The sequence below is a fragment of the Nocardiopsis trehalosi NBRC 14201 genome, from assembly GCF_001552555.1.
In the GTDB taxonomy this organism is placed as follows: domain Bacteria; phylum Actinomycetota; class Actinomycetes; order Streptosporangiales; family Streptosporangiaceae; genus Nocardiopsis_B; species Nocardiopsis_B trehalosi.
In genome coordinates, this window is the sequence record NZ_BCRK01000075.1 from 1 (window position 1) to 26,299 (window position 26,299).

General features: G+C 76.5%; 25 protein-coding genes. 12 read left to right on the forward strand and 13 right to left on the reverse strand.

What is annotated here, in order from left to right; genetic code table 11:
- Nucleotides 1-347 precede the first annotated feature (347 nt).
- Nucleotides 348-1,094 carry a GntR family transcriptional regulator gene (locus tag NT8_RS14845; protein ID WP_067969404.1) on the reverse strand — a complete coding sequence of 249 codons (747 nt, stop codon included), beginning with the start codon at nucleotides 1,092-1,094 and terminating at the stop codon, nucleotides 348-350.
- Nucleotides 1,095-1,247: 153 nt separating this feature from the next.
- Here NT8_RS14845 and NT8_RS14850 point away from each other — a divergent pair, with 153 nt between their 5' ends.
- The 3 genes from NT8_RS14850 (at nucleotide 1,248) to NT8_RS14860 (ending at nucleotide 4,984) form a co-directional block, all read left to right on the forward strand.
- On the forward strand, nucleotides 1,248-2,468 hold the full coding sequence (locus NT8_RS14850; RefSeq protein ID WP_067969407.1) for a CaiB/BaiF CoA transferase family protein: 1,221 nt from the start codon (nucleotides 1,248-1,250) through the stop codon (nucleotides 2,466-2,468).
- Nucleotides 2,469-2,622: 154 nt separating this feature from the next.
- Nucleotides 2,623-3,411 (forward strand): enoyl-CoA hydratase/isomerase family protein, encoded by a 789-nt coding sequence (locus tag NT8_RS14855; protein ID WP_067969410.1) that lies wholly within the window; start codon nucleotides 2,623-2,625, stop codon nucleotides 3,409-3,411.
- A gap of 337 nt (nucleotides 3,412-3,748) precedes the next feature.
- Nucleotides 3,749-4,984 carry an alpha/beta hydrolase family protein gene (locus NT8_RS14860; protein WP_157515829.1) on the forward strand — a complete coding sequence of 412 codons (1,236 nt, stop codon included), beginning with the start codon at nucleotides 3,749-3,751 and terminating at the stop codon, nucleotides 4,982-4,984.
- Between the two features lie 71 nt (nucleotides 4,985-5,055).
- Here the strand turns inward: NT8_RS14860 and NT8_RS14865 are convergent, their stop codons facing one another.
- The 3 genes from NT8_RS14865 to NT8_RS14875 form a co-directional block, all read right to left on the reverse strand.
- Nucleotides 5,056-5,262, reverse strand: coding sequence for a DUF397 domain-containing protein (locus tag NT8_RS14865; protein ID WP_067969413.1), 207 nt, complete (start codon nucleotides 5,260-5,262; stop codon nucleotides 5,056-5,058).
- Complete coding sequence (locus NT8_RS14870; protein ID WP_067969416.1) at nucleotides 5,255-5,659, reverse strand: ADP-ribosylation/crystallin J1; 405 nt, start codon at nucleotides 5,657-5,659, stop codon at nucleotides 5,255-5,257. The genes NT8_RS14865 and NT8_RS14870 overlap by 8 nt, the downstream gene beginning before the upstream one ends.
- A 245-nt stretch (nucleotides 5,660-5,904) precedes the next feature.
- A complete protein-coding gene (locus tag NT8_RS14875) occupies nucleotides 5,905-9,780 on the reverse strand; it encodes a serine/threonine-protein kinase (RefSeq protein WP_067969419.1) in 3,876 nt (1,291 codons plus the stop codon).
- A gap of 314 nt (nucleotides 9,781-10,094) precedes the next feature.
- On the opposite strand from NT8_RS14875, the gene NT8_RS14880 reads away from it, so the two are divergent.
- Nucleotides 10,095-10,571, forward strand: coding sequence for a GNAT family N-acetyltransferase (locus tag NT8_RS14880; protein WP_067969421.1), 477 nt, complete (start codon nucleotides 10,095-10,097; stop codon nucleotides 10,569-10,571).
- A 126-nt stretch (nucleotides 10,572-10,697) separates the two neighbouring features.
- Here NT8_RS14880 and NT8_RS14885 read toward each other — a convergent pair whose 3' ends face one another.
- The 4 genes from NT8_RS14885 to NT8_RS14900 all read right to left on the reverse strand — a co-directional run bounded on the left by NT8_RS14885 (nucleotide 10,698) and on the right by NT8_RS14900 (nucleotide 14,007).
- Nucleotides 10,698-11,540, reverse strand: coding sequence for a SecDF P1 head subdomain-containing protein (locus NT8_RS14885; protein ID WP_067969423.1), 843 nt, complete (start codon nucleotides 11,538-11,540; stop codon nucleotides 10,698-10,700).
- A 171-nt stretch (nucleotides 11,541-11,711) separates the two neighbouring features.
- A complete protein-coding gene (locus tag NT8_RS14890; RefSeq protein WP_067969424.1) occupies nucleotides 11,712-12,641 on the reverse strand; it encodes a SecDF P1 head subdomain-containing protein in 930 nt (309 codons plus the stop codon).
- Nucleotides 12,642-12,742: 101 nt separating this feature from the next.
- Nucleotides 12,743-13,777, reverse strand: coding sequence for a hypothetical protein (locus NT8_RS14895; protein ID WP_157515832.1), 1,035 nt, complete (start codon nucleotides 13,775-13,777; stop codon nucleotides 12,743-12,745).
- Nucleotides 13,774-14,007, reverse strand: coding sequence for a hypothetical protein (locus tag NT8_RS14900; RefSeq protein WP_067969428.1), 234 nt, complete (start codon nucleotides 14,005-14,007; stop codon nucleotides 13,774-13,776). The genes NT8_RS14895 and NT8_RS14900 overlap by 4 nt, the downstream gene beginning before the upstream one ends.
- A 177-nt stretch (nucleotides 14,008-14,184) precedes the next feature.
- On the opposite strand from NT8_RS14900, the gene NT8_RS14905 reads away from it, so the two are divergent.
- The 4 genes from NT8_RS14905 (at nucleotide 14,185) to NT8_RS14920 (ending at nucleotide 18,357) form a co-directional block, all read left to right on the forward strand.
- A complete protein-coding gene (locus NT8_RS14905) occupies nucleotides 14,185-15,372 on the forward strand; it encodes a sensor histidine kinase (RefSeq protein ID WP_245646188.1) in 1,188 nt (395 codons plus the stop codon).
- Nucleotides 15,369-16,064 (forward strand): response regulator transcription factor, encoded by a 696-nt coding sequence (locus NT8_RS14910; RefSeq protein ID WP_067969431.1) that lies wholly within the window; start codon nucleotides 15,369-15,371, stop codon nucleotides 16,062-16,064. Before NT8_RS14905 ends, NT8_RS14910 begins: the two co-directional genes overlap by 4 nt.
- 125 nt (nucleotides 16,065-16,189) lie before the next feature.
- Nucleotides 16,190-17,203, forward strand: a complete 1,014-nt coding sequence (locus NT8_RS14915; protein WP_067969435.1) for an iron-containing redox enzyme family protein — start codon at nucleotides 16,190-16,192, stop codon at nucleotides 17,201-17,203.
- Nucleotides 17,200-18,357 carry a glycosyltransferase gene (locus tag NT8_RS14920; protein WP_217999191.1) on the forward strand — a complete coding sequence of 386 codons (1,158 nt, stop codon included), beginning with the start codon at nucleotides 17,200-17,202 and terminating at the stop codon, nucleotides 18,355-18,357. Before NT8_RS14915 ends, NT8_RS14920 begins: the two co-directional genes overlap by 4 nt.
- Here the strand turns inward: NT8_RS14920 and NT8_RS31475 are convergent.
- The 3 genes from NT8_RS31475 to NT8_RS14930 all read right to left on the reverse strand — a co-directional run bounded on the left by NT8_RS31475 (nucleotide 18,259) and on the right by NT8_RS14930 (nucleotide 20,443).
- Complete coding sequence (locus tag NT8_RS31475; protein ID WP_084468951.1) at nucleotides 18,259-18,471, reverse strand: CDGSH iron-sulfur domain-containing protein; 213 nt, start codon at nucleotides 18,469-18,471, stop codon at nucleotides 18,259-18,261. The two genes, NT8_RS14920 and NT8_RS31475, sit on opposite strands and share 99 nt — an antisense overlap.
- 78 nt (nucleotides 18,472-18,549) lie before the next feature.
- Entirely contained in the window at nucleotides 18,550-19,557 is a 1,008-nt protein-coding gene (locus NT8_RS14925) for a glycerophosphodiester phosphodiesterase family protein (RefSeq protein ID WP_067969478.1), read from the reverse strand.
- Nucleotides 19,558-19,846: 289 nt separating this feature from the next.
- Entirely contained in the window at nucleotides 19,847-20,443 is a 597-nt protein-coding gene (locus NT8_RS14930; protein ID WP_067969438.1) for a TetR/AcrR family transcriptional regulator, read from the reverse strand.
- A gap of 437 nt (nucleotides 20,444-20,880) precedes the next feature.
- Here NT8_RS14930 and NT8_RS14935 point away from each other — a divergent pair, with 437 nt between their 5' ends.
- Both NT8_RS14935 and NT8_RS14940 read left to right on the forward strand, forming a co-directional pair.
- On the forward strand, nucleotides 20,881-21,468 hold the full coding sequence (locus tag NT8_RS14935) for a dihydrofolate reductase family protein (RefSeq protein ID WP_067969441.1): 588 nt from the start codon (nucleotides 20,881-20,883) through the stop codon (nucleotides 21,466-21,468).
- 117 nt (nucleotides 21,469-21,585) lie between these two features.
- The gene (locus NT8_RS14940) at nucleotides 21,586-21,807 is read left to right on the forward strand and encodes a hypothetical protein (RefSeq protein ID WP_067969443.1); all 222 of its coding nucleotides are present in this window, start codon (nucleotides 21,586-21,588) and stop codon (nucleotides 21,805-21,807) included.
- A 60-nt stretch (nucleotides 21,808-21,867) separates the two neighbouring features.
- Here the strand turns inward: NT8_RS14940 and NT8_RS14945 are convergent, their stop codons facing one another.
- Together NT8_RS14945 and NT8_RS14950 are read right to left on the reverse strand one after the other, a co-directional pair.
- On the reverse strand, nucleotides 21,868-22,626 hold the full coding sequence (locus NT8_RS14945; RefSeq protein WP_067969445.1) for a L,D-transpeptidase family protein: 759 nt from the start codon (nucleotides 22,624-22,626) through the stop codon (nucleotides 21,868-21,870).
- A 151-nt stretch (nucleotides 22,627-22,777) separates the two neighbouring features.
- Entirely contained in the window at nucleotides 22,778-23,944 is a 1,167-nt protein-coding gene (locus tag NT8_RS14950; protein ID WP_067969447.1) for a lycopene cyclase family protein, read from the reverse strand.
- 87 nt (nucleotides 23,945-24,031) lie between these two features.
- On the opposite strand from NT8_RS14950, the gene NT8_RS14955 reads away from it, so the two are divergent.
- Both NT8_RS14955 and NT8_RS14960 read left to right on the forward strand, forming a co-directional pair.
- A complete protein-coding gene (locus tag NT8_RS14955; RefSeq protein WP_067969452.1) occupies nucleotides 24,032-24,763 on the forward strand; it encodes a class I SAM-dependent methyltransferase in 732 nt (243 codons plus the stop codon).
- A partial coding sequence (locus NT8_RS14960) for an NAD(P)/FAD-dependent oxidoreductase (RefSeq protein ID WP_067969454.1) occupies nucleotides 24,760-26,299 on the forward strand: 1,540 nt, incomplete at its 3' end. The genes NT8_RS14955 and NT8_RS14960, both read left to right, overlap by 4 nt.

The following is a 26,299-nucleotide window of genomic DNA, read 5'->3' on the forward strand; positions in this document are numbered from 1 at the left end:
AGGGGTCCTACGGAGGGTTCCGGGTCGGTGAGCGGCCGCGCTCCCGCTGTGCCCGCCTCGCCGGCCGGAGCAGCGGGGGCGGCTAGTGCGCGCAGGCCGGTCCGCAAGGTCCGGCCTCGGCCGGCCGGCCGAGCCGATCGGCGCGGCGCTCCCCAGGGGCGCGCGGCCGCGGGCCCGGGATGATCCGAGGAACGACCCAGCGGAGGCCGCGGGCCGCCGCGCCGCCGCCCGCGCGGCGGCGCGGCGCGTCCCTCGGGGAGGAGGCGGCGGTGGCCGGTCGGAGGCGGGGCGCCCGCACAGCGGGCGGCGCGGCGCGCGCGGGCCGTGCGCGCCGCGCCGCCGCGCGGTCAGCGCGCCCGCTCGGCCTCCAGCCACCGCTGCGCCTGGGCGCTGCCGGGGTCGAGGGTGTCGGGCAGGTCGTCGAGGAAGGTGCGGTCGCCGTGCTGTTCCAGCTCGGCCAGGACCTCGTCGGGGTCCCCGTTCTCGATCACCCGGAGCAGGCGCCGGTGCCGCAGCACGTTGGCGCCGGCGCTCTCCCTGCGCTGGGCGCGCGCGTTGCGGTTGAACGCCATGCAGAGCTGCATCTGCAGTTGCAGGGAGCGGTAGGCGGTCTCCAGCCGCTGGTGCCCGGCCAGCCCGACCACGGCCAGGTGGAAGTCGAAGTTGGTCTCCGACAGCGCGGCCTCGTCCCGGCGGTCGGCGGCCTGCTCCATGCGCCGGACGGCCTCCCAGCAGCGGTCCAGCCGCGACTCCTCGACCACCGGGATGCCCAGCGTGACGGCCATCCGCTCCAGCTCGCGGCGGAAGGTGACGATCTCGTACACGTCGTGCAGGGTCAGCGGGGTGACCACGGCCCCCCGGTGCGGGGACTGCCGGATCAGCCCCTCGTGCTCCAGCATCCGCAGCGCCTCGCGCAGCGGGGGGCGGCTGATGCCCAGTTCCTCGGTGAGCCGGTTCTCGATCACCCGGTCCCCGGGCAGGAGCGTGCCGCCGAGGATCATCCGCCGCACCGACGCCGCCGCCAGCTCCACCATGCTCGGGGGCTTGACGATGCGGTGCCCGCCGCCGGGGCGCTCCTCGCCGGTCACGGCCATGTGCCCTCCTCGGTTCGCCGTCGCGGACGGCGGGCCGGGCGGCGCGGGTGCGCGCCCCGGGGCCACCCCCGAACGTCTCTCTATTGTCGACAATAGTCCGCCCGCGGCGGCGCCGGTCGGCGCCGCGGACCCGTCCCGCCAGGAGGCTCCATCATGCCGGAACACCCGACCCCCGTTGACCCCAAGCTCCCGCTCGCCGGCGTCCGCGTGATCGAGGTCGGGGTCTTCATGGCCGGCCCGTTCGCCACCATGCAGCTCGCCGACCTGGGGGCCGACGTCGTGAAGGTGGAGCACCCCAAGGGGGGTGACGCCGTGCGCGCGCTCGGCCCGTTCCTCGACGGGCACAGCTCCCCGTTCCTGCGGATCAACCGGAACAAGCGGTCGCTGGCCGTGGACCTGAAGACCGAGGAGGGGGTGGCCGTGCTGCGCCGCCTCATCGACGGGGCGGACGTGCTCGTGGAGAACCTGCGCCCCGGCGCCCTGGCGCGGCTGGGGCTGGGCTACGCCGACCTCGCCGAGAGCCACCCGCGCCTGGTGTACGCGTCGGCGTCGGGGTGGGGCCAGGACGGCCCGCTGGCCGACCGGCCGGGGCTCGACATCATGGCCCAGGCGCGCGCCGGGCTCATGAGCATCACCGGCACGCCCGACGGCGACCCGGTCAAGCTGGGCGTCCCGGTGTGCGACCTGGTGTGCGGGCTGTACACCGCCATGGGGGTGCTGGCGGCGCTGCGCGCCCGCGAGGCCACCGGGCGCGGCCAGTTCGTGGACGTGTCGCTGCTGGAGTCGGGCATCTCCCTGGCCGTGTGGGAGGCCGCCACCTACTGGGCGACCGGCGAGAGCGGGCGGCCCGGCGGGTCGGCGCACCAGAAGTCGGCGCCCTACCAGGCGGTGCGCAGCGCCGACGGGTGGGTGACGGTCGGCGCGATCACCCCGAACACCTGGCGCGGCTTCTGCACGGCCCTGGGCCTGGACGACCTCTACGCCGACCCCCGGTTCGCGGACGCCCAGGAGCGGCGGTCGCTGCGGCACGAGCTGATCCCGGCGATCGAGCGGGTCACCATGCGGCGATCGACGGCGGAGCTGGTGGCGGTGCTCGACGCCGAGGGGGTGCCGTGCGCCCCGATCAACTCCACCGGGGAGGCGTTCGAGCAGGACGCCCTCAACGCGCGCGGGTTCTTCTGGGACGCCGAGCACCCCGGCCTGGGGGCGGTGCGGCAGATCGGGTCGCCCATGCGGCTGTCCGACAGCGGCACCCGCCGCGGCCCCGCCGGGCCCGCCCTCGGCGAGCACACGGTGGAGATCCTGGCGGCGGCCGGGTGGACCGAGGCCGAGATCGGCGCCCTGCTGGAGCGCGGCGCCGTGGCGGCGGGGTGACCCGGGCGGCCCCGGCGGGAGCGGTCGCGGAAGGCGGAGAGGGCGGCCCGCCCCGTCCCCGGCCCCCGGGACCCGCCGGGGCGCCCGCCCCGCCCCGCCGGGCCCGGCGCCCGGCCCGGACGAGACACTGCGACGAACCAGAAAGGCGGTCCCCATGACCGATCCCGGACCCGAACCCGAACTGCTGGTCGAGGCCGACGGACCCGTGCTGCGCGTGGTCTTCAACCGGCCCCAGGTGCGCAACGCGATGACGTTCGCCATGTACGAGGGGCTGTTCGAGGCGTGCGAGCGCGCCGACGCCGATCCCGCCATCCGGGTGATGGTGCTGAGCGGGGCGGGCGGCGAGGCGTTCGTCGCGGGCACCGACATCGCCCAGTTCGCGGGGTTCACCTCGGGGGCGGACGGGGTGGACTACGAGCGGCGGATCGGCCGCGTGGTGCGCCGCCTGGAGTCGGTCGACGTGCCGACGGTGGCGGCGGTGCGCGGGCCGTGCGTGGGCGGCGGACTGCTGGTGGCGGCGGTGTGCGATCTGCGCATCGCGGACCCGACGGCGCGGTTCGGCGTGCCGGTGGCGCGGACGCTGGGCAACTGCCTGTCGATGGACAGCCACGCGCTGCTGGTGCACCACCTGGGGCCGGCGCGGGCGCTGGACCTGCTGCTGCGGGCGCGGCTGCTCACCGGCGAGGAGGCGCACGCGGCGGGGTTCGTCGCGGAACTGGCGGAGGACGGCGGCCTGGACGCGGCCGTGGACGCCACCGTCCGGCGGCTCCTCGGGCACGCCCCGCTGACCATGTGGGCGGCGAAGGAGGCGGTACGCCGCCTGCGCCGCGCCAACGTCCCGGAGGGCGACGACATCGTCGACCGCGTGTTCGGCAGCAACGATTTCCACAGGGGTGTGGACGCCTTCCTCACCAAGCAGCGCCCCGCTTGGCAGGGCGACTGACCCACACCGCGCCGGGGCCCACCACCCGGAGGGCCCCGGCCGGACTCACATCCGGTCGAGCTCGGCGAGCAGCGCCCGCCACTCCCGACGGGGAAGGCCAGGTACCCGGCACCACGGTTCACCGTGTCCCGCACCTGCACCCGCCGCCCATCAGGCGTCCGGCACTCCACACCGCCACCCGTGGCGTCGCCGTGGCCGGGAGTCCGCCAACCGCTCGCCATGAACCGCTAGTCGCCGCACGCCCCCGCGCGCAACCGGCCGAAAGGACGGCGGCGAAGCGCGGAATCCGTTCTTCAGGCCGATGTTCGGCACCGGGGCGGTTCATCAGGATGGCCCCATGCCCCATCGAGACCTCCAGCCGGCGGCACACACAGCAACCGCGTTCCCGCGGTACGGCACCCGTACGGCGGCGAGGGCGCGCCGCCTGACCGCTGTCGCCGCCCTGTTCGCCGCCCTGGCCGCCGTCGCGGTCGCCGCCCCGGGTGAGGTGGCCGCCGAGCGCGCCGATGCCATGGCCGCGCCGTACCTGCCCGAGCCGACCGGTTCCCATCCGGTCGGCACCACGTCGCTGCACCTGAACGACGACGCGCGGGCGGACCCCTGGGTCCCCTCGGCGCAGACCCGGGAACTCATGGTCTCCCTGTGGTATCCGGCGAGCTCACCTGGCACGCAGCGGGCGCGGTACGTGTCGCCCGTGGAATCGGAACTGCTCCTGGAGGGTTCCGGGATCACCGGCGTGCCGCCGGACGTGCTGAGCAGGACGAGGACCAACGCCTCCACCGACGCCGAACCGGTGGGAGGCAGGCACCGGCTCCCGCTCGTGGTGCTCTCCCCCGGCTTCACCTGGCCCCGCAGCTCACTGTCCTCCCTGGCCGAGGAACTGGCGAGCCGAGGCTACGTCGTGGCCGGGATCGACCACACCTATGAGAACCACGCCACGACGTTCCCCGACGGGCGGGTCGCCACCTGCGCCGCATGCGAGCGGACCGGAACGCCCGACTTCGAGAGGGAGGTCGTGGAGAGCCGCGCCCGCGACGTCTCCTTCGTGCTCGACGAGCTGACCGCCCCGCAACCGGACTGGGCGGGTGCCGAGCTGATCGACCCCTCCAGGATCGCCATGGCGGGCATGTCCCTCGGCGGTTCGAGCGTCGGTGAGACCATGCTGACCGACCCGAGGGTGCTGGCCGGGGTCAACCTCGACGGCACGATGTTCAAGGACCTGCCCGAGAGCGGGATGCCGGGGCCGTTGCTGCTCTTCGGGGCGGCGGCCGTGCCCGAAGGCGACGACTCGTGGACCCGCAACTGGCCGCGCCTGACCGGGTGGAAGCGCATGCTCGTGGTGAACGGGGCCGTGCACCCGTCCTTCACCGACTACGACATGCTGACCCAGCAGATCGGCCTCGACTACGGCAGCGACCTCGAAGGGACCCGCTCCGTGGACATCACCCGCAGGTACGTCCGGGCGTTCTTCGACCTGCACCTGCGCGACCGGCGGCAGCCCTTGCTGGACCGGCAGTCGGCGCGCTATCCCGAGGTCGAGTTCTGCGGTCCGGACGCGGATCGCTGCCGGTAGGACGTTCCGACGAGCATGCCGAACGCGGCGGCCCGCCCTCTCGCCCACGTCGAGACGGCGGGCCGCCGTGTTCACCCGGCGAACGCGCCGACCGCACCGGACCACATGCGGTCGAGGCCGGCGAGCAGCGCCCGCCACTCCGCGACGGGGAAGGCCAGGTGGCCGGCGCCACGGTTCACCGTGGCGCGGACCATCACGCGTTCGCGGGTCTCAGCCACCTCGACACAGTGCCCACCGGCCTGGTTGCTGTAGCCGGAGGTCCGCCAGTCGTCAGTCATGCCGCGATTCTCTCCCGGACCCGCCCGAGGGCAACGGCACCTCGCCGTCGGGGCGGAACTCGCGGACGACCTCGATGCGGCCGACGATGTTCGTGTTCAGCTCCGGAAGGTCCTCGGCCGGAATCCAGTACTCCAGGATGGTGCGGCCGCCCGCCTGCTGGACGTCGTAGTCGTCGAGGAACGCGCGCCGCACCCGGAACCGGGTCACGTACCCGACCCCGCCGGCCGGCACGTTCCAGTCGCGGGCGATGCGGACCGCGTAGTCCTCGTTCAGCACCGGATAGAAGATGGGCTGCTCGGGCAGGCGCGGCGGCCACTCGGTCCACCCCGACGCCCGCACCGACTCCAGCTCCTCGGGCCCGGTGGGCCGCCACAGCACAACGGTCTCGCCGTCCATGACCCCTCCTCCGTCCCCGCCCATGATGGCCCTCGCCCGGACCTCCGGCCAGCGGATTTTCCCCGGCTGTGGATAACCGGGGGGGGCGTCCGCCCGTTCCCGGCGGTCGCCGCGAGGCCGCTGCCGGAAGGGCACGGGCCTCCTACCGCGTCGGGTGGAGTCCGGTGGCCGGTGCGTCGGCGCCGGTGTGACGGGGTGGGACACGGCACCGCCCCGGGGCCTGGGAGGCCCCGGGGCGGTGCCGGTCAGCGGGGGTCGCGCGGCTCGTCGTCGGCCGGGCGGTAGGGCGGGGGCGGCGGCGGTTCGCCGTTCGCGGGCCGGTACGGGGGCGGGGTCTCCTCGGACGGCGGCCGGTAGGGCGGTGGGGCCGCCGGGTCCGGCTGCGCGGTGTCCGGGCGGACCCCCGGGTACGGCGGGACGGCCGTCCCGTCACCCCCGGCGCGAGGACCGCCCGCGCCGGGCCCCGTAGGGTACGGCGGCACCGCGCCGGTCGGCGGGGTACCGGCTCCCGGGTCCGGGTACGGCGGCGCGGCGGCGGGATGAGCGCCCGTGTGCGGCTGCTGCGCGGCGGTCCCCGGGTAGGGCTGGACGCGCGTCGCCTCCTGCGGCCCCGACGGGTGCGCGGGAGGGGTCTGCTGCGCCGGGCCGAACCGCGTCGCCGGGTTCGGCCCCGACGGCTGACCGGGCGCACCCCACCCCGGGCCCACCTGCGTCGCCGCATTCGGACCCGACGGATAGGACGGCGGCATCTGTCCCGGGCCCACCTGCGTCGCGGCGTCCGGGGACGCCGGGAACGAGGGCGGCGTCTGGCCCGGACCGACACGGGTGGCCGCATCGGGGTTCACCGGGAACGGGGACGGGGACTGACCCGGGCCCACTCGCGTCGCCGCGTTCGGACCCGACGGGTAGGACGGCGGGGACTGGCCCGGCGCCACCCGCGTGGCGGCGTCCGGGGAGCCCGGGAACGGCGGCGGGGACTGACCCGGGCCCACCTGCGTGGCCGCGTTCGGACCCGACGGGTAGGACGGCGGCGTCTGGCCCGGGTCGACGCGGGTGGCGTCGGTGCCGATGCGGGTGCGCTCCGGGTCGACGCGCGTGGGGTCGGCGCCGAGGCGGGTGGGGTCGGCGTCGACGCGGGTCTGCTGGAGGCGGGTCGGGTCGGGCTGGACGCGCGTGGGCGCCACCGGGGGCGGGACCGGCGTGGCCATCGACCCGCCCGGAGGCGGCGCGGACATCGGCGCCCCGGACGGCCGCGCGGACATCGGCGCGGCAGGCGGGAAGCCCGACACCTGGGCGTTCGGTGCGACATAGCCCGCCCCCACCGCGCCGGGGAACGGGGTGGCGTATCCCGGCTGCGTGCCGCCCGGGAACGGCGTGCCGAACCCGGTCGGCCCCGTGCCGTGGCCGACCGGCCCGGTCGCGTACGGCCCGGCGGCCGCAGCGGCGGCCGGGTGGCCGCCCGGACCCGCCAGAGGGCGCGGGGGCCTGCGGCGGTGCAGCATGCGCTCCGCCACCCACACGCCGAGCCCGCAGGTGGCGGGCAGGGTCAGCAGCCCCACCCACGCGCCCGTCTCCGGCCGCTCCAGCACCAGCCACGCCGACAGCCCGCCGAGGCCGGGGACGCCGAGGTCCATGGCCCGCTCCACCAGGGTGGCGTAGCCGAAGAACGCCGCGATCGCGCCGAGGTACAGGGCGTGCCCGCCGATCCGCCGCCACATGGCGTACGCCAGCACGGCGAAGACGAGGGCCAGCGGCAGCAGCGCCCCGCTGAGGGAGCCGAACACCTGGCGGACCTCGTCCGGAAACCCGGGCTCGGTCGACTCGGGCGTGAGCGAGGCGAAGGTGATCAGGGTGCCCCACGTCGGCAGCCACACCGTCAGGGCGATGCCCACGACGGCGGCGGCCATCCGGAACGGGGCGGCGGCGCGGTGCAGGAACGGCGCCGGCACCCGGTAGGGGTCGGGGTCGCGGGGCAGCGTGGCGAGGAGCCAGACGAACAGCAGCGGGGTGGCCAGCGCGGCGCCGACCAGGGGCACCGCGCCGCCCTCGCCCATGCCGCCGACCGCGTCGAGCAGCGGCACCAGCACGGCGTCCGGCGCCATCACCTCAAGGCCGGACGCGAACGGGGCCGCGCTCGCGTACACCAGGGCGATCGCCGATCCGGCGAACACCCCGACCGCTCTGCGCCGCGCCGGCATCAACGCCAGCCCGACCGCCATGATGAGGAAGAAGGGCCACATCACGGCGCTGTAGGCGACGGCCAGGGCCGCCGGGGTCAGGTCGGTGAAGGGCGGGCGGGGCTCGTCGACGCCGCCGGCCACCAGCAGGCCGTTCCAGGCGGCGGCGAAGAGGCACCACATGAGGAACGCCATCAGCCCCACGCGCAGCCCGCCGACCGACAGCAGCCGGCGCGGCGACAGGGCGCCGCGCCAGGCGGGGGCGGCGGCGGTGCGGGCGTAGGGGGCGGTGAACCGGGCGAGGACGAGGTCGACCAGGCCCTGGTCGGTGGTGGGGTCGGCGCGGAGGGCGCGCAGCGCGATGTCGCGCCACCACGGGACGGCGACGGCGGCCCACGCGCGGCGCACGTCGCGGACGGTGTCGCCCCGCTCGGTGTCGTCCACGGTGACGACGGCCAGCGCGACCGCGCGGTCGCGTTCGGCGGGGGCCGGGCGCAGCCCCATGCGGGCCGTCTCGGTGAGGACGGCGTCGACCACGGGCCGGGTGCGCATGCCGATGCGTTCCAGCCGGCGGCAGCGCGGACCGCACCCGGGATGGCCGCACCGGTGGGCGGCGGCGATGAGCGGGATCTCGTTGAGGATGATCTCGCTGAGGAGCAGGTGCTGCGGGGGCCCGCCGCCGGCGAGGGCGCGCAGCCCGTCGACGTCGACCCGCTGCCCCCGGTACACGGGCGGGGTGTCGCGGAGGTACCCGGCGACGAACGCGGTGACGGCGACCGCCGCCTGCTCGGGGGAGGCGATGCCGCGCAGGTAGTCGCGGTCGTAGACGGCGTCGCCGATGTCGTCCAGCCATTCGCGCAGCCGGCCCGAGCCGTCGCCGCGCAGCCACCGTTCGGCGCGCTCCGGGTGGGCGAGGAGGAGTTCGGCCAGCGCGGCGGGCTCGTGGACGCCGACCCCGGCGAAGGTGATGGGGCGGCGCGCGGTCGCGGCGCGCACCGGTTCGGCCGGGAACAGGGCGCTGGAGTCGGTGACCGCGAGGCGCCAGTCGGCGTCGATGAGGCGGGTGGCCACCCGGGTCATGTGCTCCTGGGCGGCCGAGGTGTCGGCGGCGTCGACCGACTCGCCGGTGATGGCGGCGAACACGGTGTCGGCGTCGGGCCGCTGGTCCGGGTCGCGGGCCAGGGCGCGGCGGACGACGTCGTGCAGCGCGGCGGGCAGGTGCTCGGCGGCGGAGTCCGGCTCCTCGTTGACCGTGCGGTACCGCAGGACCTCGACGGGGCCGGTGCCGAACGGCGGGCGGCCGCTCGCGGCGAAGGAGACCAGGCCGCCCCAGCAGAACATGTCGGAGGCGGGGCCGGCGCGGTGGCCGTCGTAGCGCTCGGGGCTGATCCAGCCGGGGGTGCCGACGACGACGTCCATGCGCGTCATCGACACCTCGTCCAGGGCCTGGGCGATGCCGAAGTCCAGGACCTTGGGGCCGTCGGGCGCCAGGATGACGTTGTCCGGCTTGAGGTCGCGGTGGACGATGCCCTCGCGGTGGATGGCGGCGAGCGCCTCGGCGAGCCCGGCCGCGAACGCGGTCAGGTCGCCGCCGCGCAGCGGGCCGTGCTCGGCGATGTGGGTGCTCAGGGTGGGGCCGGGGACGTAGGCGACGGCCAGCCACGGGCGGTCGTCGTCGGGCCCGGCCGCCAGCAGCGGGGCGATGCAGCGGCCGCGCACCCGCTTGGCGAGGTCGACCTCGCGGGCGAAGCGGGCGCGGTAGCCGGGGTCGGCGGCGTACTCGGCGCGCACCGTCTTCACGGCGGCGGACAGCCCTGAGGGGTCGCGGCCGAAGTAGACGACGCCCATTCCGCCGGCGCCGAGCCGGCCGATCAGTTTGAAGGCCCCGATCTCGGCCGGGTCGTCCAGGGCGAGGGGAGCCAGCCGGGCTCCTTCGGAATCCATCAGGGAGTGCTCCACGCGGTCGAGGTCGGTGGGCGTTCGGCGCTGTGCGACGCGTCCGGGTCCTCCGGTTATACCGGACACGGGGCCCGGGGTGGACCGGCCGACCCGGCGGGTCGGCCGCCACCGGGGCGCCCGGAGGCGCGGAAGCGGCGCTGCCGCACCGGAACCGGGGCGGCACCCGCCGTGACCGCGCGTCCGGTATCGGCCGTCCGCAGTTCGCGCCCGGCGCGGTCGTTGCGGCCGTCAGCGCGTGCCTGTGGCCCGTACGGAGAAATCGAATCGTCTCACCAGGGCGCGGAGGCGAGACTCGGCTCATGACCACAGACTTCACCGTGCGCCCGGCCCGACCCACCGATGCCCGGTCCCTGGCCGCTATGCGCTGGGCGTTCAAGCAGGAGGAGCACGAGGGGGAGCCGCCGGCACCGGCCCGGCCCCTGGAGGGGGCCGAGGAGTGGATGCGCGACCGGCTCAGTGACGGCCGTTGGCTGGCCTGGGTCGCGGAGACCCGGGACGAGATCTGCGGCCATGTCTTCCTCTGCCTGGTGGAGAGGGTGCCCGATCCGTACACCGACGACGCCCCGGTCGGTTACGTCACGAACTTCTATGTCGCACCAGCGCAGCGCGGCAAGGGAGCAGGTTCCGCGCTCCTGGAGGCGCTGACGCGGCACTCGCGCGGCTCGGGCCTCGAAACCCTGATCGCCTGGCCCTCGGAGCGGAGCAGCCCTCTCTGGCGGCGGTCCGGCTTCCGGCTCCCGGAAGAACTGGTGGAGCTGCCGCTCGGCAGCCGATGAGGTGCACATCCGATGCACGGCCCGGCGCCCGGCGCGGCCGGGACGCCACCTCGGGCGGCGGCCGGGATCGGCCGGCCGCCCGGGTAACCGGCGCCGCCCCCGGACCCACGGGCCGCGGGCCGCGCCTCACTCTCGGACCGCGACCTCCATCGGCAGCGGGGCGAGCCGGACCAGGTTCGCCAGCTCCTCCGCCTCCGCCCGGGTGAAGTCCCCGGCGATGACGGCCTCCGGTTCGGTGATCCCGGCATCGCACCGCAGGTCGGGGCCTGCCTCCGGCGCGCTGAGGATCTCACCGTCCAGCACGATCGCGATGCGCCGCCGGCGGTCGCCCACGGGGTGGCACGCGGCGTCGCCGGTCATCCGGGTCCACGCCTCGCCGCCCTGGTCGTGGAACACCAGGCCGACCTGCCAGTCGCCGTTCGGGCCGGCCGCGGCCTCGGCGGACGCGACATCGGCGTTGCCGATGGCGGTCGGGCCGAGGTGGAGGAGCGTGTCGCTGTCGGGGTCGGGCAGGTGGAGTTCGACCTCGGGGTCGCCGGTCTGCGACTCGGTCACTGCGGCGTCCTCCCTCGACACGCCCAGGACCGGGCGGAGGGTGAGTTCGCCGGGGCGCGCCATGAGCTCCCCCGCCGCGTCGGCGTCCACGCCGCGCGGCAGCTCGACAGTGACGTCGACCTCCCCCACCGACACCTCCGGAGCGCCCGCGCCCATGCCCTCGACGCGGTGCCGCGCGATCTCGGCGACCTCCTCCAGGGTCGCGGGAGCGACCGTGTCGGTCGGGGAGCCGACCCGCAGCACGACCGTCTCGCCGCCTCCGGGCCGCTCGGGCCAGGACCGCCAGGCGACGACGGCGCCGGTCACCGCGAGCCCGGCGAGCACGACCGCGACCGCGACCGCGATGACCAGGTAGAGCCACGGGTACCGCGAGCGGCGCGGAGCCGATCCGGTGGGCGGAGCGGAGGGGGCCACGGCGCTCCCTTGCGTCGGCGGACGGGGGGCGATTCTCCCAGAACCACCGCCCCGCTGTCCTGTCCCTCCGGCGCCGATCCCGCCCCTCGGGACGTCACGTGCCGGTGCCCCGGATGGCACGGGTCGGCAACCGCCGGAAGGTCGCCCGCGCCCCGCTGGCGGCACACCGCCTCAGGCCCGCTGCGCGATCTCCACCGGCAGGGCCTCCGCCTGGACGAGGACGGCCAGCGTGCGCGCCTCCCCCTCGGTGAACCGGCCGGCGACGACCGTGCGGGCGTCGGTGGCACCGGCGTCACAGGCCACGTCGGCCATGACCTCCGGCGCGGTGGCGATCTCCTCGTCGAGCACCACCGCGACACGGCGCCGGGGGTCGCCCTGGGGGTGGCACGCCGCCTCGCCGGTCAGCCGGGTCCACTCCGGTCCGCCCTCGTCGTCGAACGTGAGGGTCACCTGCCACCCGGAGCCCGCCTCGACGGGTGCGGCCTCGGCGGTGGCGATCTCCGCGTTGCCGATCCGGGCCGGACCCAACTGCAGGTCCTGGGAGGCATCGGGGTCGGGGAGGACGAGGGCGACGTCCTCGGTTTCCGCGGCGTCGGCCTCGGCCGCCTCCAGGAGCTCCTGGAGTTCCTCCTCGGTGATCCCCCCTTCGGTTCCGGCGGTACCCGGTCCACCACTCCGGTCCCGGGGCGGTTCGGGGGCCGGGAAGGCTCCGCCGGAGACCCCCACGACCGGGTGGAGTGTCAGCGCCCCCGGCCGCACCATCAGGGCGACGGCCGCCCGGCGGTCCACGCCGCGCGGCAGTTCGACGGAGAGGGTGTCCCCCGCCGGTGTGAGGACCGGGGTCCCCGCCCCCACGCCCTCGATGCGCCGCCGCAGGATGTCGGCCACCCGGTCCACCTCCTCGGCGGAGGCCGTGTCACCGGTGAGGCCGAGCTGCAGGACGACCGTCTCGCCGCCCCCGGGCCGCTGGGACCACAGCACCCAGCCGAGTGCGCCGCTCCCCACGAGCACGGCGAAGGCGGCGGGGATCGCGGCGTACAGGAGCCAGGGGGTGCGGGCGCGGGGCCGGACGGCGCCGGGCGGAGGGACGAAGGGGCTCACGGGGGTTCCCTTTCAAAGACACACCGGGACGTCCGAGTCTCACAGAAGATCCCCTCGCGGACAGGGGAATCCGCACCTTCGGGCGGCTGGGGCGGCAGGCGTCAGCGGGGCGGTGGCGCCGGGGGCACCGGGGCCGTTTCGGACCGGCCTCTTCGGAGGGTCCACGCCGCCAGGGCCAGGGCGCCCGCGCCGAGGACGGCGTTGTGGGCGAGCTTGGCCACCGGGTCGACGTCGCCCAGGGGGACGGCGAGGAACCCGATGACCGCGTTCGCCAGCAGCGCCCCGGCCGCCAGGGCGGCGACGTGCCGCCGCCCCCACCCCGGCCGGCGGGCCGCCATCGGCACCACGGCGGCCGCGCCCGCGAGGAGGGTGACCGCGAGCGCGACGCCCGGCCAGGTCGAAGGGGCGAACTGCACGCCCAACGCCACCGCGAGGGCCGCCGCCGCGACCGCGAGGGGCGGCGGCACCCGGCCCGGTCGGGCCTGCGGCCGGGGGCGGCGCCCCCGGGTGAACGCGAACCCGGCGAGCAGCCCGGCCAGGGCCAGCGCCCCGGCGAGCTGGGCGGGCGAGGCGTGGTCGGTCTCGGTCCGCAGGTGGTCGGAGAGGATGACCGCTGCCGCCGCCGCGTAGGCGAGCGCGGTAAGGACCAGCCCCGGCCACCGCAGCCAGGGCCGCCGCGCCGTCTCCGGTGCGGCCGCCGCCTCGACCAGGGCGATGGGCGCGGAGAAGCTCCAGATGGTGTGCCCGCCGACGAACGTCAGCGCGTTGTAGGCGCTCACCCCGATGGGGGCGATGAGGGTCGGCAGGTACATGTCCTGCCAGTAGGGGATGTCGCGGTAGGAGTCGCTGAACAGGGACTGGTCGACCACGCCCGCCTGCACGATCCCGAACGCCGCCGCGAGGGCGAGCACCCCCGGCCACCGCACGCCGTACCGGCGGGCCGCCTCGCGGATGAGCAGGGCCGGCGCCCCGTACAGCGGGACGAAGAACAGCAGGCCGGAGGCGAGCTCGACGGGGTCGCCGGTCGTGGTGTCGTAGCCGGTCAGGTACTCGGCGCACACCGGGGAGAGCAGGAGCAGCCCGAGCGCGCACCCGCGCCCCGCCCACCGGGCGCGGCGCCCCGCCCCGGCGGTCACGTCCGGGGGGCCAGCGGTGCCGCGCACAGCACCGCCAGCCCCACCCCGGCGACGGACAGGTTGGCGTACACCTCGTACCCCTCCAGGGGGCCGATGAGGGGGAACACGAGGCGGTTGAACACGTTGAGGAGGACGCCCATGACGGGCTGGCCGACGAGGTGGTCGACGGTTCCGCTGATCCCCGCGAGGACCAGGAACCCGCCGAGCATGAACAGGGCGGTTCGGAGCATGGCGCAACGCTAGGCGCGGCACCCGGCCCGGCGCGTCGGCCGTCGGCACGGTCATCGGCGACGCGGGTCGCCGCCTCCGGGCGGCGGGGGCGACCGAAGTCGCGTCCGCCGCGACTTCGGTACCGTCCCGCGCCCGGCCGCTCCCGCGGCGCCGCCGCGCGGCTTACGCTCGGAGGCGTGGCGGAACCGGCGGAACCGGCGGGATGGGGCGGGCGGCGCGGCGCACGCGACTGGTGCGTGGACGCGGCGCTGTTCGCGCTGGCCGCGGGCTACGGCGTGTGGGCCTCCGCCGACGTCCGCGCCACCATGGTGCCCGAATACGTCCCCGCCTGGTTCCTCGCCGCCGACCAGGTGGCGGGGGCGCTGGCGTGCGCCGCGCTGTGGCTGCGCCGGCGGTGGCCCACCGCGCTGGCCGTGGTGCTGGTCCTGGTGTCGGCGGTGTCGGATCTGACGGCCGGCGCGATGCTGGTGGCGCTGTTCTCGGTGGCGGTGCACCGGCCGCCGCGCGTCTCGCTGAGCGTCCTCGCGCTGAGCGTGGTGACCGTCGCCGTCTACGTCGCGGTGCGCCCGGACCCCGAGGTCCCGCCGGGGGTGCTGGCGGTGCTCGGCGCCGTCCTCCAGGCGGCGGCGGTCGCGTGGGGCCTGGTGGTGCACTCCCGCCGCCGCCTCGTGGCGTCGCTCAAGGACCGGGCGGTGCGCGCCGAGGCCGAGGCGCGGCTGCGCGCCGAACGCGCGCAGCACGAGGCGCGCGACGCGATCGCCCGGGAGATCCACGACGTGCTCGGCCACCGGCTGTCGCTGCTGAGCGTGCACGCCGGGGCCCTCGAATACCGCCCCGGCATGCCGGCCGAGGATGTGGCCCGCGCCGCCGGGGTCATCCGGGAGAGCGCCCACCGGGCGCTGCAGGACCTGCGCGAGGTCATCGGGGTGCTGCGCGCCCCGGTGGGCGAACTGCCGACCCCGGCGCTCGCCGACCTGTCCGCGCTCGTCGAGGAGTCGCGCCGCGCCGGCATGCGGGTGGACGTCCACCGCGACGTGGCGGGCGACGTGCCCGACACCGCCGGCCGCACCGCCTACCGCATCGTGCAGGAGGGGCTGACCAACGCGCGCAAGCACGCCCCCGGCGGTGAGGTCGAGGTGCGCGTGGCCGGCGGGCCGGGGCGGGGGCTGGCGGTGGAGGTGGGCAACGCGCCGCCCGACCCGCCCGCTGTGCCCGCCCCGGAGGCCCCGGACGCCCTGGCCGCGACCGGCCAGGGGCTGGTGGGGCTGGCCGAACGGGTGGCACTGGCGGGCGGCCGCGTCGAGCACGGGCCGACCGCCGCCGGTGGCTGGCGGCTCGCGGCCTGGCTACCCTGGCCGCCATGACGACCGCCCCGAACCGGCCCCCCATCGGCGTGCTCATCGTCGACGACGACCCGCTGGTGCGCGCCGGACTGGCGCTCATGCTGGGCGGCGCCCCCGACCTGCGGGTGGTGGGCGAGGCCGGCGACGCCGCCGACGTGCCCCAGTTGGTCGACCGCCACTCCCCCGACGTCGTGCTCATGGACATCCGCATGCCCGGCATGGACGGGCTGGCGGGCACCGAACTGCTGCGCGCCCGCCCGGGGGCGCCCGAGGTCGTCATCCTCACCACGTTCGACGCCGACCGGCACGTGCTGCGGGCGCTGCGCGCGGGCGCCGCCGGGTTCCTGCTGAAGGACACCCCGCCCGAGGAGATCGTGGACGCGGTGCGCCGGGTGGCGCAGGGCCGGCCGGTGCTGTCGCCGTCGGTCACCCGGCGGCTCATCGACCGCGTCGCCGAGTCCGACCACGACCGGCGGCGGGCGCGGGCGCGCGAGCGCCTGGCGCAGCTGACCGACCGGGAGCGGACCGTGGCGGTGGCGGTCGGCCGGGGCCGGTCCAACGCCGAGATCGGGGCGGAGCTGCACTTCAGCGTGCCGACCGTCAAGACGCACGTGTCGCGCATCCTGACCAAGCTCGACCTGAACAACCGGGTGCAGATCGCGCTGCTGGCCCACGACGCCGGGCTGCTCGACGACGGCGCCGCCGCCGGCTGACCCTCCGGGGCCTGCACCCCTCTCCCCCGTCCCGCCCCGTCCGGCCGCGAGTTTCCGCCCTGCCGCCCGGGGTAGCCGCTCCCGCGCACCGGAGCGGGGGACGCCCGGTCGGATGAGGGGGACCCATGAAGCTGCCGCGACCTCGCGGTCCGATCACCGAGGCACTGGTCGAGCACCTGGCCCGGCCCGTCCACACCGTCGAACCCATGCCGCCCGCGCCGCACGCCGCCCCGGCCGACGCCCTGGAGGACGAGGACCTCCAGGCGGCCCTCTTCATCTGCTACGAACTGCACTACGACGGGTTCGACGGGGTCGACCCCGACTGGGAGTGGGAGCCGTCGCTGCTGGCGCTGCGCGCCGGGCTGGAGCGGGTCCACGCCGCCGCGCTGGCCGACGCCGTCCCCCCGCCGCCCGACACGGCGCCCGCCGATGTCCCGCGCGCCCTCGCCCGCATGACCGCCGACGACAGCGGCCCCCCGCTCGCCGCCCACCTCCAGCGCCGCGCCACCCTGGAGCAGTTCCGCGAGTTCGCCGCGCACCGGTCGGTCTACCACCTCAAGGAGGCCGACCCGCACACCTGGGCGATCCCGCGCGTGCGGGGCCGCACCAAGGCGGCGCTCGTGGAGATCCAGGCCGACGAGTACGGCGGCGGGCGCGCCGAGTTCATGCACTGCGAACTGTTCCGGCACACGCTGCGCGGCCTCGGCCTGGACGACTCCTACGGGGCCTACGTCGACGCCGCCCCGGCGATCACCCTGGCGGCGAGCACCACCATGTCCCTGTTCGGCCTGCACCGGTCGCGGCGCGGCGCGCTGCTGGGCCAGCTCGCCGCGTTCGAGATGACGTCGTCCCTGCCCAACCGGGCGTACTCGCTGGGGCTGCGCCGGCTGGGCGGCGACACCGCCACCCGCCGGTTCTACGACGAGCACGTGCAGGCCGACGCCGTCCACGAGCAGATCGCGGCGCACGACCTGTGCGGGTCGTTCGCCGAGGAGCACCCCGGGGAGGCCGCCGCTGTGCTGTTCGGCGCCGCCGCCGGGCTGGAGCTGGACCGGCGGTTCGCCGCGCACCTGCTAACGGCGTGGGAGAGCGGCGAGTCGTCCCTGCGCGCCCCCGACGCCGGCCGGGTCCCGGCGTGACCCGGCCGCCGCTGACCTACGTCGTCCCCCTGCGGTGGGACGACGGCGCCGACCTGACCGAGATGACCGGCTACCTGCGCGGGGTGGCCGAGTACGCGGACGTCGTCGTGGTCGACGGCTCCGACCGCGGCGCCTTCCTGCGGCACGCCCGCGCGTGGTCGTCCTTCGTCCGGCACGTCCCGCCGGACCCGCCGCGCCCGTTCCGCAACGGCAAGGTCGAGGGCGTGCACACCGGGGTGGAGCTGGCCCGCACCGAGGCGGTCGTCATCGCCGACGACGACGTCCGCTACGACCGCGCCGGGCTGGAGCGGGTGGTCGACCTGCTCGGGGGCGCCGACCTGGTGCGCCCGCAGAACTACTTCGCCCCGCTGCCCTGGCACGCCCGGTGGGACACCGCGCGCACCCTGCTCAACCGGGGGTTCGGCCGCGACTACCCGGGGACGTTCGGCGTCCGCCGCTCGACGTTCCGCGCCATGGGCGGCTACGACGGCGACGTGCTGTTCGAGAACCTGGAGCTGATCCGCACGGTCCGGGCGCACGGCGGCACCGAGGCCGCCCCGCTCGACCTGTACGTCCGCCGGACCCCGCCGACCGCGGGCCGGTTCTGGTCGCAGCGGCTCCGCCAGGCCTACGACGACACCGCCCAGCCCGCACGGATGGCGCTGTTCCTGGCGGTGGGCCCGCTGGCGGTGGCGGCGGCGGTGCGCCGCCGCCCGCTGCCGCTGCTGGCCGGGGCGGCCGCGGCGGTGGCGCTGGCCGAGACCGGTCGGCGCCGCGCGGGCGGGGCCGCCGTGTTCCCGCTGTCCGCGTCGCTGCTGGCCCCGGTCTGGGTGGCCGAACGCGCCGTGTGCGCGTGGCCGGCGTTCGCCGCGAAGGCCGGCGGGGTGGGCGTCGCCTACGCGGGCTCCCGCCTGCGCACGGCCGCCCACTCGATGCGAACCCTGCGCCGACGCACATCCCCCCACCCAACCAACGGGACGGGGCCCACGACCCGCCCACCCGACGGGACCGGGCCCCCTGGCCACTCACCCGACGGGGTCGGGCCCACCGAGCACTCACGCGACGGGGTCGGGCCCGCTGGGCGCGGTGAACCCGATGCGCTTATGGGTTCCGTCGCAGAAGGGCTTGACCGCCGACGCCCCGCATCGGCATAGCGCCACGGTACGCCGCCCGGGGTCGATGCCCTCACCGTCCTGCGTGCGGATCCGGAACGCCCCGCGCACCAGCAGCGGCCCGTCCTCACACGGCACCACCACGACGTCGTCCATCCCCTCGATCTCCTCCACGCCCGGGCACTACCCCCGCCCCCATGGGGCAAACGGCGGGGCGGAACGGGTGGGCGGGGGTCAGCGGGCGCGGATGGGGGCGGCGGTGTCCTGGGCGGTGTTGGTCCAGATGAGGCCGTCGAAGCCGGTGGGGACGCGGTCGACGGCCTCGGGGGTGTCGAAGCCCTCGGAGGCGCCGCCCGATCCGGCGACGAGGACGACCCGGGTGTCCACCTCGGCCATGCGCGCGGTGAACCGGTCGGGCCAGCCCCACAGCCACGGCCCGTACCCCTCGGGGATGTGCAATTGGAGGCCGGCGCAGGCGTCGGGGACGTGGCCGGTCCAGCCGACGGCCTCGTAGCGGAGCAGGCAGTCGACCATGAGCCCCTTGGACATCACCCGGAGGTCGGGCAGGCGGGCGTGCAGCGCGTCGATCGGCGCGTCGCCGCCGTAGACGGTGACGGCCGCGCGGCGCTCGGCGGGCAGTTCGGCCAGCCGGTCGGCGAGTAGCACGCCCTCGGCCGGGTCCTCACTCTTGACGTGCAGCAGCAGCTCCTCGTCGGGGAACGCGTCGAACACGTCGTCGAGCGACGGCATCAGCCCGACGCCCTCGCCCCGGAACGGGAAGGTGCGTCCGCCGTCGGCCGTGTAGCCGTAGCCGATGTCGAGCCGCTGGAGTTCGGCGAGCGTGTGGTCGCGGGTGGTGCCGGTGCCGTCGGTGCGGCAGTCGACCTCCCAGTCGTGGAAGACCGCGAACCGGTCGTCGGCGGTCATGTGCACGTCCAGTTCGACCACGTCGGCGCCCGCGTCGAAGGCCGCCCGCATGCTCGGCAGGGTGTTCTCCAGGTAGTCGTGCTCGGGCTCGTGGATGATCTCGGCGGTGCAGGTGTCGGCGTCGGTGTCGGCGACGTCGAAGGTCTGGCCGAGCCCCCGGTGGGCGAGCACCCCCGGGCCGCCCTCGGGGTCGGGCCCCCACAGCGAGGTGTTCCCCGCCCAGACGGCGGCGGCCGCGAGGACGAGGACGGCGGCGGTGGTGCGGAGCACTCGGCGTCGGCGCCGGGACGCCCGGGGGGTGGTCGTGGCGGACATGCCCGGCATTCTGCCACCGCTGGGGAGTACTGCGATCGAACCGGTTCGTCGCGCCCCGGGGCGGCCGTGGGGCGAGGGCGCCGGCGCGCCGGACCTCCGCGCGTCCGGGTCCGGCGCCGGCCCCCTCCACGGTGAGCGCGGCGCGGCACGGGGCCGACCGGCGGGGACGGCTCCGCCTTCGGCGCCCATGTCGGCCGGGCCGTCGGTGAGCGCTACGCGGGGCCAGCCGGTGGAGATGTCCCCGACTTCGGGGGCGGGGGTGCGGAGTGGTGGTGAGCCCGGCGTGAGGCTAGTCGGCGGAGGCGCCTCCGGGGGCGGTGGTGGTGAGGCGGTCGACCAGGTCGGCGACGAGGCGGTCGGTGTCCTCGGTGGTGAACAGGTCGGGGAGGGTGAGCCGTTCGGCGACCAGCCAGTTCAGGGCCAGCCAGAGGCCGACCACGGTGGTGGTGTCGCCGGGGAGGCCGGACGTGGTGTGCGCGGCGGTGTTGGCGTCGAGGTCGGCGCGGATGTGCCGGGTGAGCACCTCGCGCAGTTCGGGGCGGCGGGTGGCCTCCAGGCGCAGTTCCAGCAGGGCGAGGAACCCGGAGCGGAAGTCGGCGACCCGGCCGACGGTGGCGCGCATGACCTCGGTGAGCTTGGCGCGGTCGCGCGGCCCCGCCAGGGTGTCGGCGACGACGGCCGCGTCGGGGCGCAGCCGCTCGTAGAAGCGGCCGCCGATCTGGGTGAGCAGGGCGTCGCGGTTGGCGAAGTAGTTCGACGCGGTACCGGTGGGGACGCCGGCCTCGGCGTCGACCGCCCGGAAGGTGAGGCCGCGGGCGCCCTCGCGGGCGAGCACCTCGATGGCGGCGTCGAGGAGGGCCGCGCGGCGCTCCGGGTTCTGGCGCATCCGGACTCCTTGATCGATTGACAGCACTACAGGCATAGTACTACCTTGAGACCACTTCAAGTGAAGTACTCCATGTGGAGTCGCCACATCATCGCCATGATCGGAGCCGCCCATGCGAGCCGCACACCCCTCCTCCGCCGTCCCGGCCACCCGCCCCGCGCCGGGCGGCGTCGTCCCCGGCACCGCCCCGGGGCGACCCGGCGCACCGGCCCGGCCGCACCACGCACCCGCGCGGCACCCGCGCCCGGCGCCCCGGCCGCGCCCGCTGCCGCGCTACCGCACCCGCCGCTGAGCCCCGCGGAGTCCCGCGGAGCCCCGCGGGGCCGGCATCGACCGCCCACCACCCGACCGCTCACCGACCACGCCGACCGCGAACCGCTTTGCCACCGCCCGACCGCCCGACCGACCACAGATCCGCCACACCACCGGAGGCCACCGTGCGCACCCTCACCTACTACGTCGCCGCCAGCCTGGACGGCCTCATCGCCGCGCCCGACGGCACGGCCGACCTCTTCCCGTGGTCCGCCGGGCTGGTGGAGTACGCCAACACCCGCATGCCGGAGACCGTCCCCACGGCGTACCGCGCCGCGGCCGGGCTCGACGGCGCCGCCAACCGGCGGTTCGACACCGTGCTGATGGGCCGCCGCACCTACGAGGCGGCCGGCCCCAACACCCCCAGCCCCTGGCGCCACCTGCGGCAGTACGTCGTCTCCCGCACCCTCGCGGCCGACCCCCACCCCGAGGTCGCCCTGCTGGCGGGCGACCCGGTGGCCGGGGTGCGCCGGCTCAAGCGGGCCCCCGGGCTCGGCCTCTGGCTCTCCGGCGGCGGCGCGCTGGCCGGTGCGCTGCTGCCCGAGATCGACGAGCTGATCGTCAAGCGCTACCCGGTGGCGCTGGGCGCGGGCATCCCGCTGTTCGGCACCGCGTCCGCGCCGCACCGGTTCACGCTCGCGTCCTCGCGCGCGTTCGACGGCGGCGTGGTCATGGACACCTACACCGCCGACCGCCCCGGCGCCGAGGGGTGACGGACGGGGCGTCCGGCACCGGCGCGCACCGGTCCGGGCGCGCACGGGCTTGGGTTTGGTTTTACCCGGAACGGGTCAGCGGCCGCACGTACCGTCCGCCACGAACCGAGGGGCACCATGATCAAGATGCTCTCCCACGCCGGGGTCACGTCCGAGATGGCCTTCACCGCCGGCACCGCGTCCATCGGACTCAGCTTCGCCACCTGGCTGCTGTCGCTGAAGAAGGAACCCGCCGGCATCGACCGCGCCGACCGGTGGGGCATCTTCATCGGCCACTGGGCGCCGACGCTCTTCGCCCTGGGCGTCGCGCTGCGCCTGGAGGAGTCGTCCCAGGTCTGACCGCGCGCGGAAGGGCCCCGGCCGGGGAACCGGCCGGGGCCCTTCGACGCGCGGCGCGGGTCAGCGCACCAGGACGGTGCTGCCGTTGTCGAGGCGGCCGCTCTCCCACAGCCAGTCCATGGCCGCGAGGCTCACCCGGGCGCAGCCGTGCGACGCGGGGACCGGCGGCACCGACGGGTAGCCGTGGACGGCGATGCCGCCGTTGAAGTACTTGGGGCGGTACAGCGAGCCCAGCGGCCCGGGGTCCCAGGCGTCCACGCCGCGGAACACGCTGTACTGGCCGACGGGGGTGACGGCCACCGCCTCCTCGCCGCGGGACTCGTAGGTCTCGCCGGAGCCGGTGGAGGTGTTGAAGGTCTGCTGCACCTCGCCGTCGGAGACGACGAGCAGGAGCTGGCGCTCCAGGTCGATCTCGATGACGTCGCCGCTGGAGCTGCCCGCGGAGGGGCGCACGCCGTCGTCGAGGGCCTTGCGGGTGTCGGGGCCGACGATGCCGTCGCGGGCGATCCCGGCCGCCTTCTGCAGCGCGTAGACCGCCTGGACGGTGTTCCCCCCGAATTCGCCGTCGGGGGCGTCGATCCAGTAGCCGAGTTCGATGAGGCGCTCCTGCAGCGCCTCGACCTCGCGGCCGGAGTCGCCGGCGCGCAGTTCGGAGGCGCCCCACAGGAATGCGGCGGGGTTCTCGCGCGCGGCCGGCGCGGCGGCGGAGGCGGGCGCCGCCGCCGCGAGCCCGGTTCCGGCGGCGACGGCCGCGGCGAGCGCGATGGCCGCGGCCCGCGCCGTTGACCTTGCGAAACGTCCAGGGGAGCGAGTAGCCATAGTCGGACTTTACCCGTCTTTTACCTCGCTGACCCGGGGTCGCGGGAGAACGCTCCATTTCCCGCCGCCGTTTCCGCGCCGGAGCCCCGCTGACCCGGGGCGATATCCGAAAAGGGCGGCTGAATTCCACCGCCCATTCCCCGGCGCCCTTTCACCGTCCGGTGAGCAGCCGCCCGGCGTACTCGGCCGTGGTCAGCGCCATGGGCGCCACCGGCACCGTGGCGCCCATGCGCAGGTCGCGGCCGAACCCGGAGCCGCCGTCGAGGAAGCGCAGCACGTCGGCGAGCGCGTTGCGGCGGAACAGCCGCGCGAAGAACTCCGCCCCGTCGACCCGCCCGGTGTCGAGCGCGCGCAGCAGGACCGCGTCCATCAGCAGGTGCCGCCGCCGGTGCGGGACCGGCGGCACCGGGGTCCGCCCGGCGGCCAGGGCGGCCGCCACCGCCGCCGCCTGCCGCTGCACCCCGCTGAACGTGTACCCGGTGGAGGGCCGCGTGGCGCCACCCGCCGTGCCGATGCGGAACACGCGGCGGCCGGCGCGGGTGCGGAACCGGCCGTCGGTCATGGGGATCGCCCCCTGCTCGACCGCGGTCACCTCGAACGGGCCCAGCCCCAGCACCCGCCCGGTGTAGTCGCGCAGGGCCGCGTCGTAGCCCGCGTCGTCCAGCACCTCCCGGGTGAACTCGGTGTACTCCACCAGCGCGGTCCGCTCCGACAGCGGCAGCACGTAGCCGAAGGCGGTCCCGTTGCGCGGCTGCGGCGGCCGGAAGTCCATCAGCACCGCCGCGTCCGGGTCGAACGCGGCATCGGGCGTGCGCACGAACCAGCCCCGGAAGTGCTGGAGCAGCGTGGTGCGCGCCGGGGGCAGGGCCGGCAGCGGACGGGAGTCGAAGACCCACCGGGCGGCCAGCTCCACCGGCGCGCCGGCGGCGTCCACCGCCCGGACCACCGCCCGGTCGGGGCCGTCCTCGATCCCCGTGACCGCCGCCTCCACCTCCGCCACCCGGCCGCCCAGCCCGGCCCGCACGTGCGCCTCGAAGTCGGTGGACCGCAGCATCTTGTACACCAGCGGGGCGGCCGGGGCGGCGCGCCCCCGCCCGTCGGGGCCGACGACCTCCAGCCGGTCCCACCGCGCGGCGAGGACGGCGTCCCACGGGCCGCCGTCGGGCTCCCAGAAGCACCACGTGCGCACCGGGGCGCGCAGCGGCCCGGGCGGCGGCTCCACCAGCGCGGCGCGGACGGTGTTCGCCCCCGCCAGGCGCCGGGTAAGGGACAGGCCAGCGGCGCCGCCGCCCACGACGACCACGTCGAACTCGCGCATGCCGACAGCATCGCACGGGTGCCCGCGGACGCCGCTCCACGATCGGAACGGGGGACCATGCCAGCCAGGCCGGGTGCGGTACGCGACATGAAGACGGGCGCGGTGACGGACGAGTTCGACGCCGCCGCCCCCTCCTACGACCGGCTGGTGGCCGCCAACCCCGGCTACCACCGGCACCTGCGGATGTCGGCCCGCCGCCTCCGGCTGCCGCGCGGCGGCGAGGGGTTGCGCGTCCTGGACCTGGGGTGCGGCACCGGGGCCTCCACGGCCGCCCTGGCGCGGGAGCTGCCGCGCGCCGAGATCATCGGGGTGGACGCCTCCGCCGGCATGCTCGCCGCCGCCCGCGCCAAGCGCTGGCCCGACCGGGTGCGGTTCGTGCACGCCCGCGCCGAGGACCTGACCCTCGCCCACCTGGGCGGGCCGGTCGACGCCGTGCTCGCCGCCTACCTGCTGCGCAACTGCCCCGACCCCGACCGCGCGCTCGCCGTCATGCGGTCGCTGCTGCGCCCCGGCGGCCGGGTGGCCCTGCACGAGTACTCCGTCGCCGACTCCGCCGCCGCGCGTGCCGTGTGGACGGCGGTCTGCTGGAGCGTGGTCATCCCGGCCGGGCGCGCCCTCACCGGCCGCGCCGACCTCTACCGCTACCTGTGGCGCAGCGTGCTGGAGTTCGACGGCGCCGCCGCGCTGCGCGAACGGATGCGCGCCGCAGGGCTGGATCTGGTGCGCACGCTGCCGCTGACCGGCTGGCAGCGGGGGATCACCCACACGTTCCTGGGCCGGGTGCCCGAGGCGCCGGGCCCGGCCGGGGAGCACGCGTGACGGCGCCGGGCCGCGATCCGCGCGCCGAACCCGTCGCCCCGCCCGCGCCCCAGGGCGCCCGCCCGGCCGTGCCGCCGCGCGCCGCCGTGGTCGGCGGGGGCATCGCCGGGCTGGCCGCCGCCACCGCGCTGGCCGAGCGGGGGGTGCGCACCGTCGTGCTGGAGCGCGAGGACGGCCTGGGCGGGCGGCTGCGCGGCTGGTCCACCACCCTGGCCGACGGCTCGGCGGCCACCATGAGCCGCGGCTTCCACGCCTTCTTCCGGCAGTACTACAACCTGCGGGCGCTGCTGCGGCGGGCCGACCCCGACCTGGGCATGCTGGTGCCGCTGCCCGACTACCCGCTGGCGCACGCCGACGGCCGGATCGACCGGTTCGCCGGGCTGCCCGACGCGCCCCCGTGGAACGCGCTCGCGTTCGCCGCCCGCAGCAGCGGGTTCACCGCGCGGGCGACCGCCGGGGTCAACGTGCCGGCCGCGCTCCAGCTGCTCGACGTGGACGTGCCCGGGGTGTACGACCGGCTCGACCGCCTCGACGCGGTGGCCTTCCTCGACCTGGTGCGGTTCCCCGAGGGCGCCCGCCACCTGGCGTTCGAGGTGTTCACCCGGAGCTTCTTCGCCGACCCGCGCCTGCTGTCGGCGGCGGAGCTGGCCGCGATGTTCCACATCTACTTCCTCGGGTCGGCCGAAGGCCTGCTGTTCGACGTGCCCCGGTCGCCGTTCCCGCAGGCGCTGTGGGACCCGCTCGCCGCCCACCTGGCGGCGTGCGGCGCCGAGGTGCGCACCGGCGCCGCGGTCACCGGGATCGAGCCGGGCACCCGGCGCGCCTGGGCGGTGCGCACCGGCGCCGGCCCGGCCGAGGAGGTCGACGCGGTGGTCCTGGCCGCCGACCCCGGCGGGCTGCGCGCGCTGGTCGAGGCGTCGCCCCGGCTGGGCACGGCGGCGTGGCGCGCACGGGCGGCGGGGGTGCCCACCGCTCCCCCGTTCCTGGTGTCGCGGCTGTGGCTGGACCGCCCGGTGCGCGCCGACCGCCCCGGGTTCCTCGGCACCGCCGGGTACCCCACGCTCGACAACGTCAGCGTGCTGGAGCGCTACGAGGACGAGGCCCGCGCCTGGGCGGGGCGTACCGGCGGGTCGGTGGTGGAGCTGCACGCCTACGCGCTGCCCGAGGGCTGCGACGAGGCCGCCGAGCGCGCCCGGCTGCTCGACCAGCTGCACACCGTCTACCCCGAGACCCGCGCGGCGCGGATCGTGGACGCCCGGCACGAGCTGCGCGCCGACTGCCCGCTGTTCCCGCCCGGCGGGTTCCGGCACCGCCCCGAGGTGGCCGGGCCCGACCCGTGGCTGGTGGTCGCCGGCGACCACGTGCGGGTGGACCTGCCGGTGGCGCTGATGGAGCGCGCCGCCACCAGCGGGACGATGGCCGCCAACACGCTGCTGAGCCGGTGGGGCATGGCCGGCCACACCCTGTGGACGGTGCCGCGCCGGGGCCGCGCGCCCGCGCTGCGGGCGCTCGCCCGCTGGGCCCGCACCCCCGCCC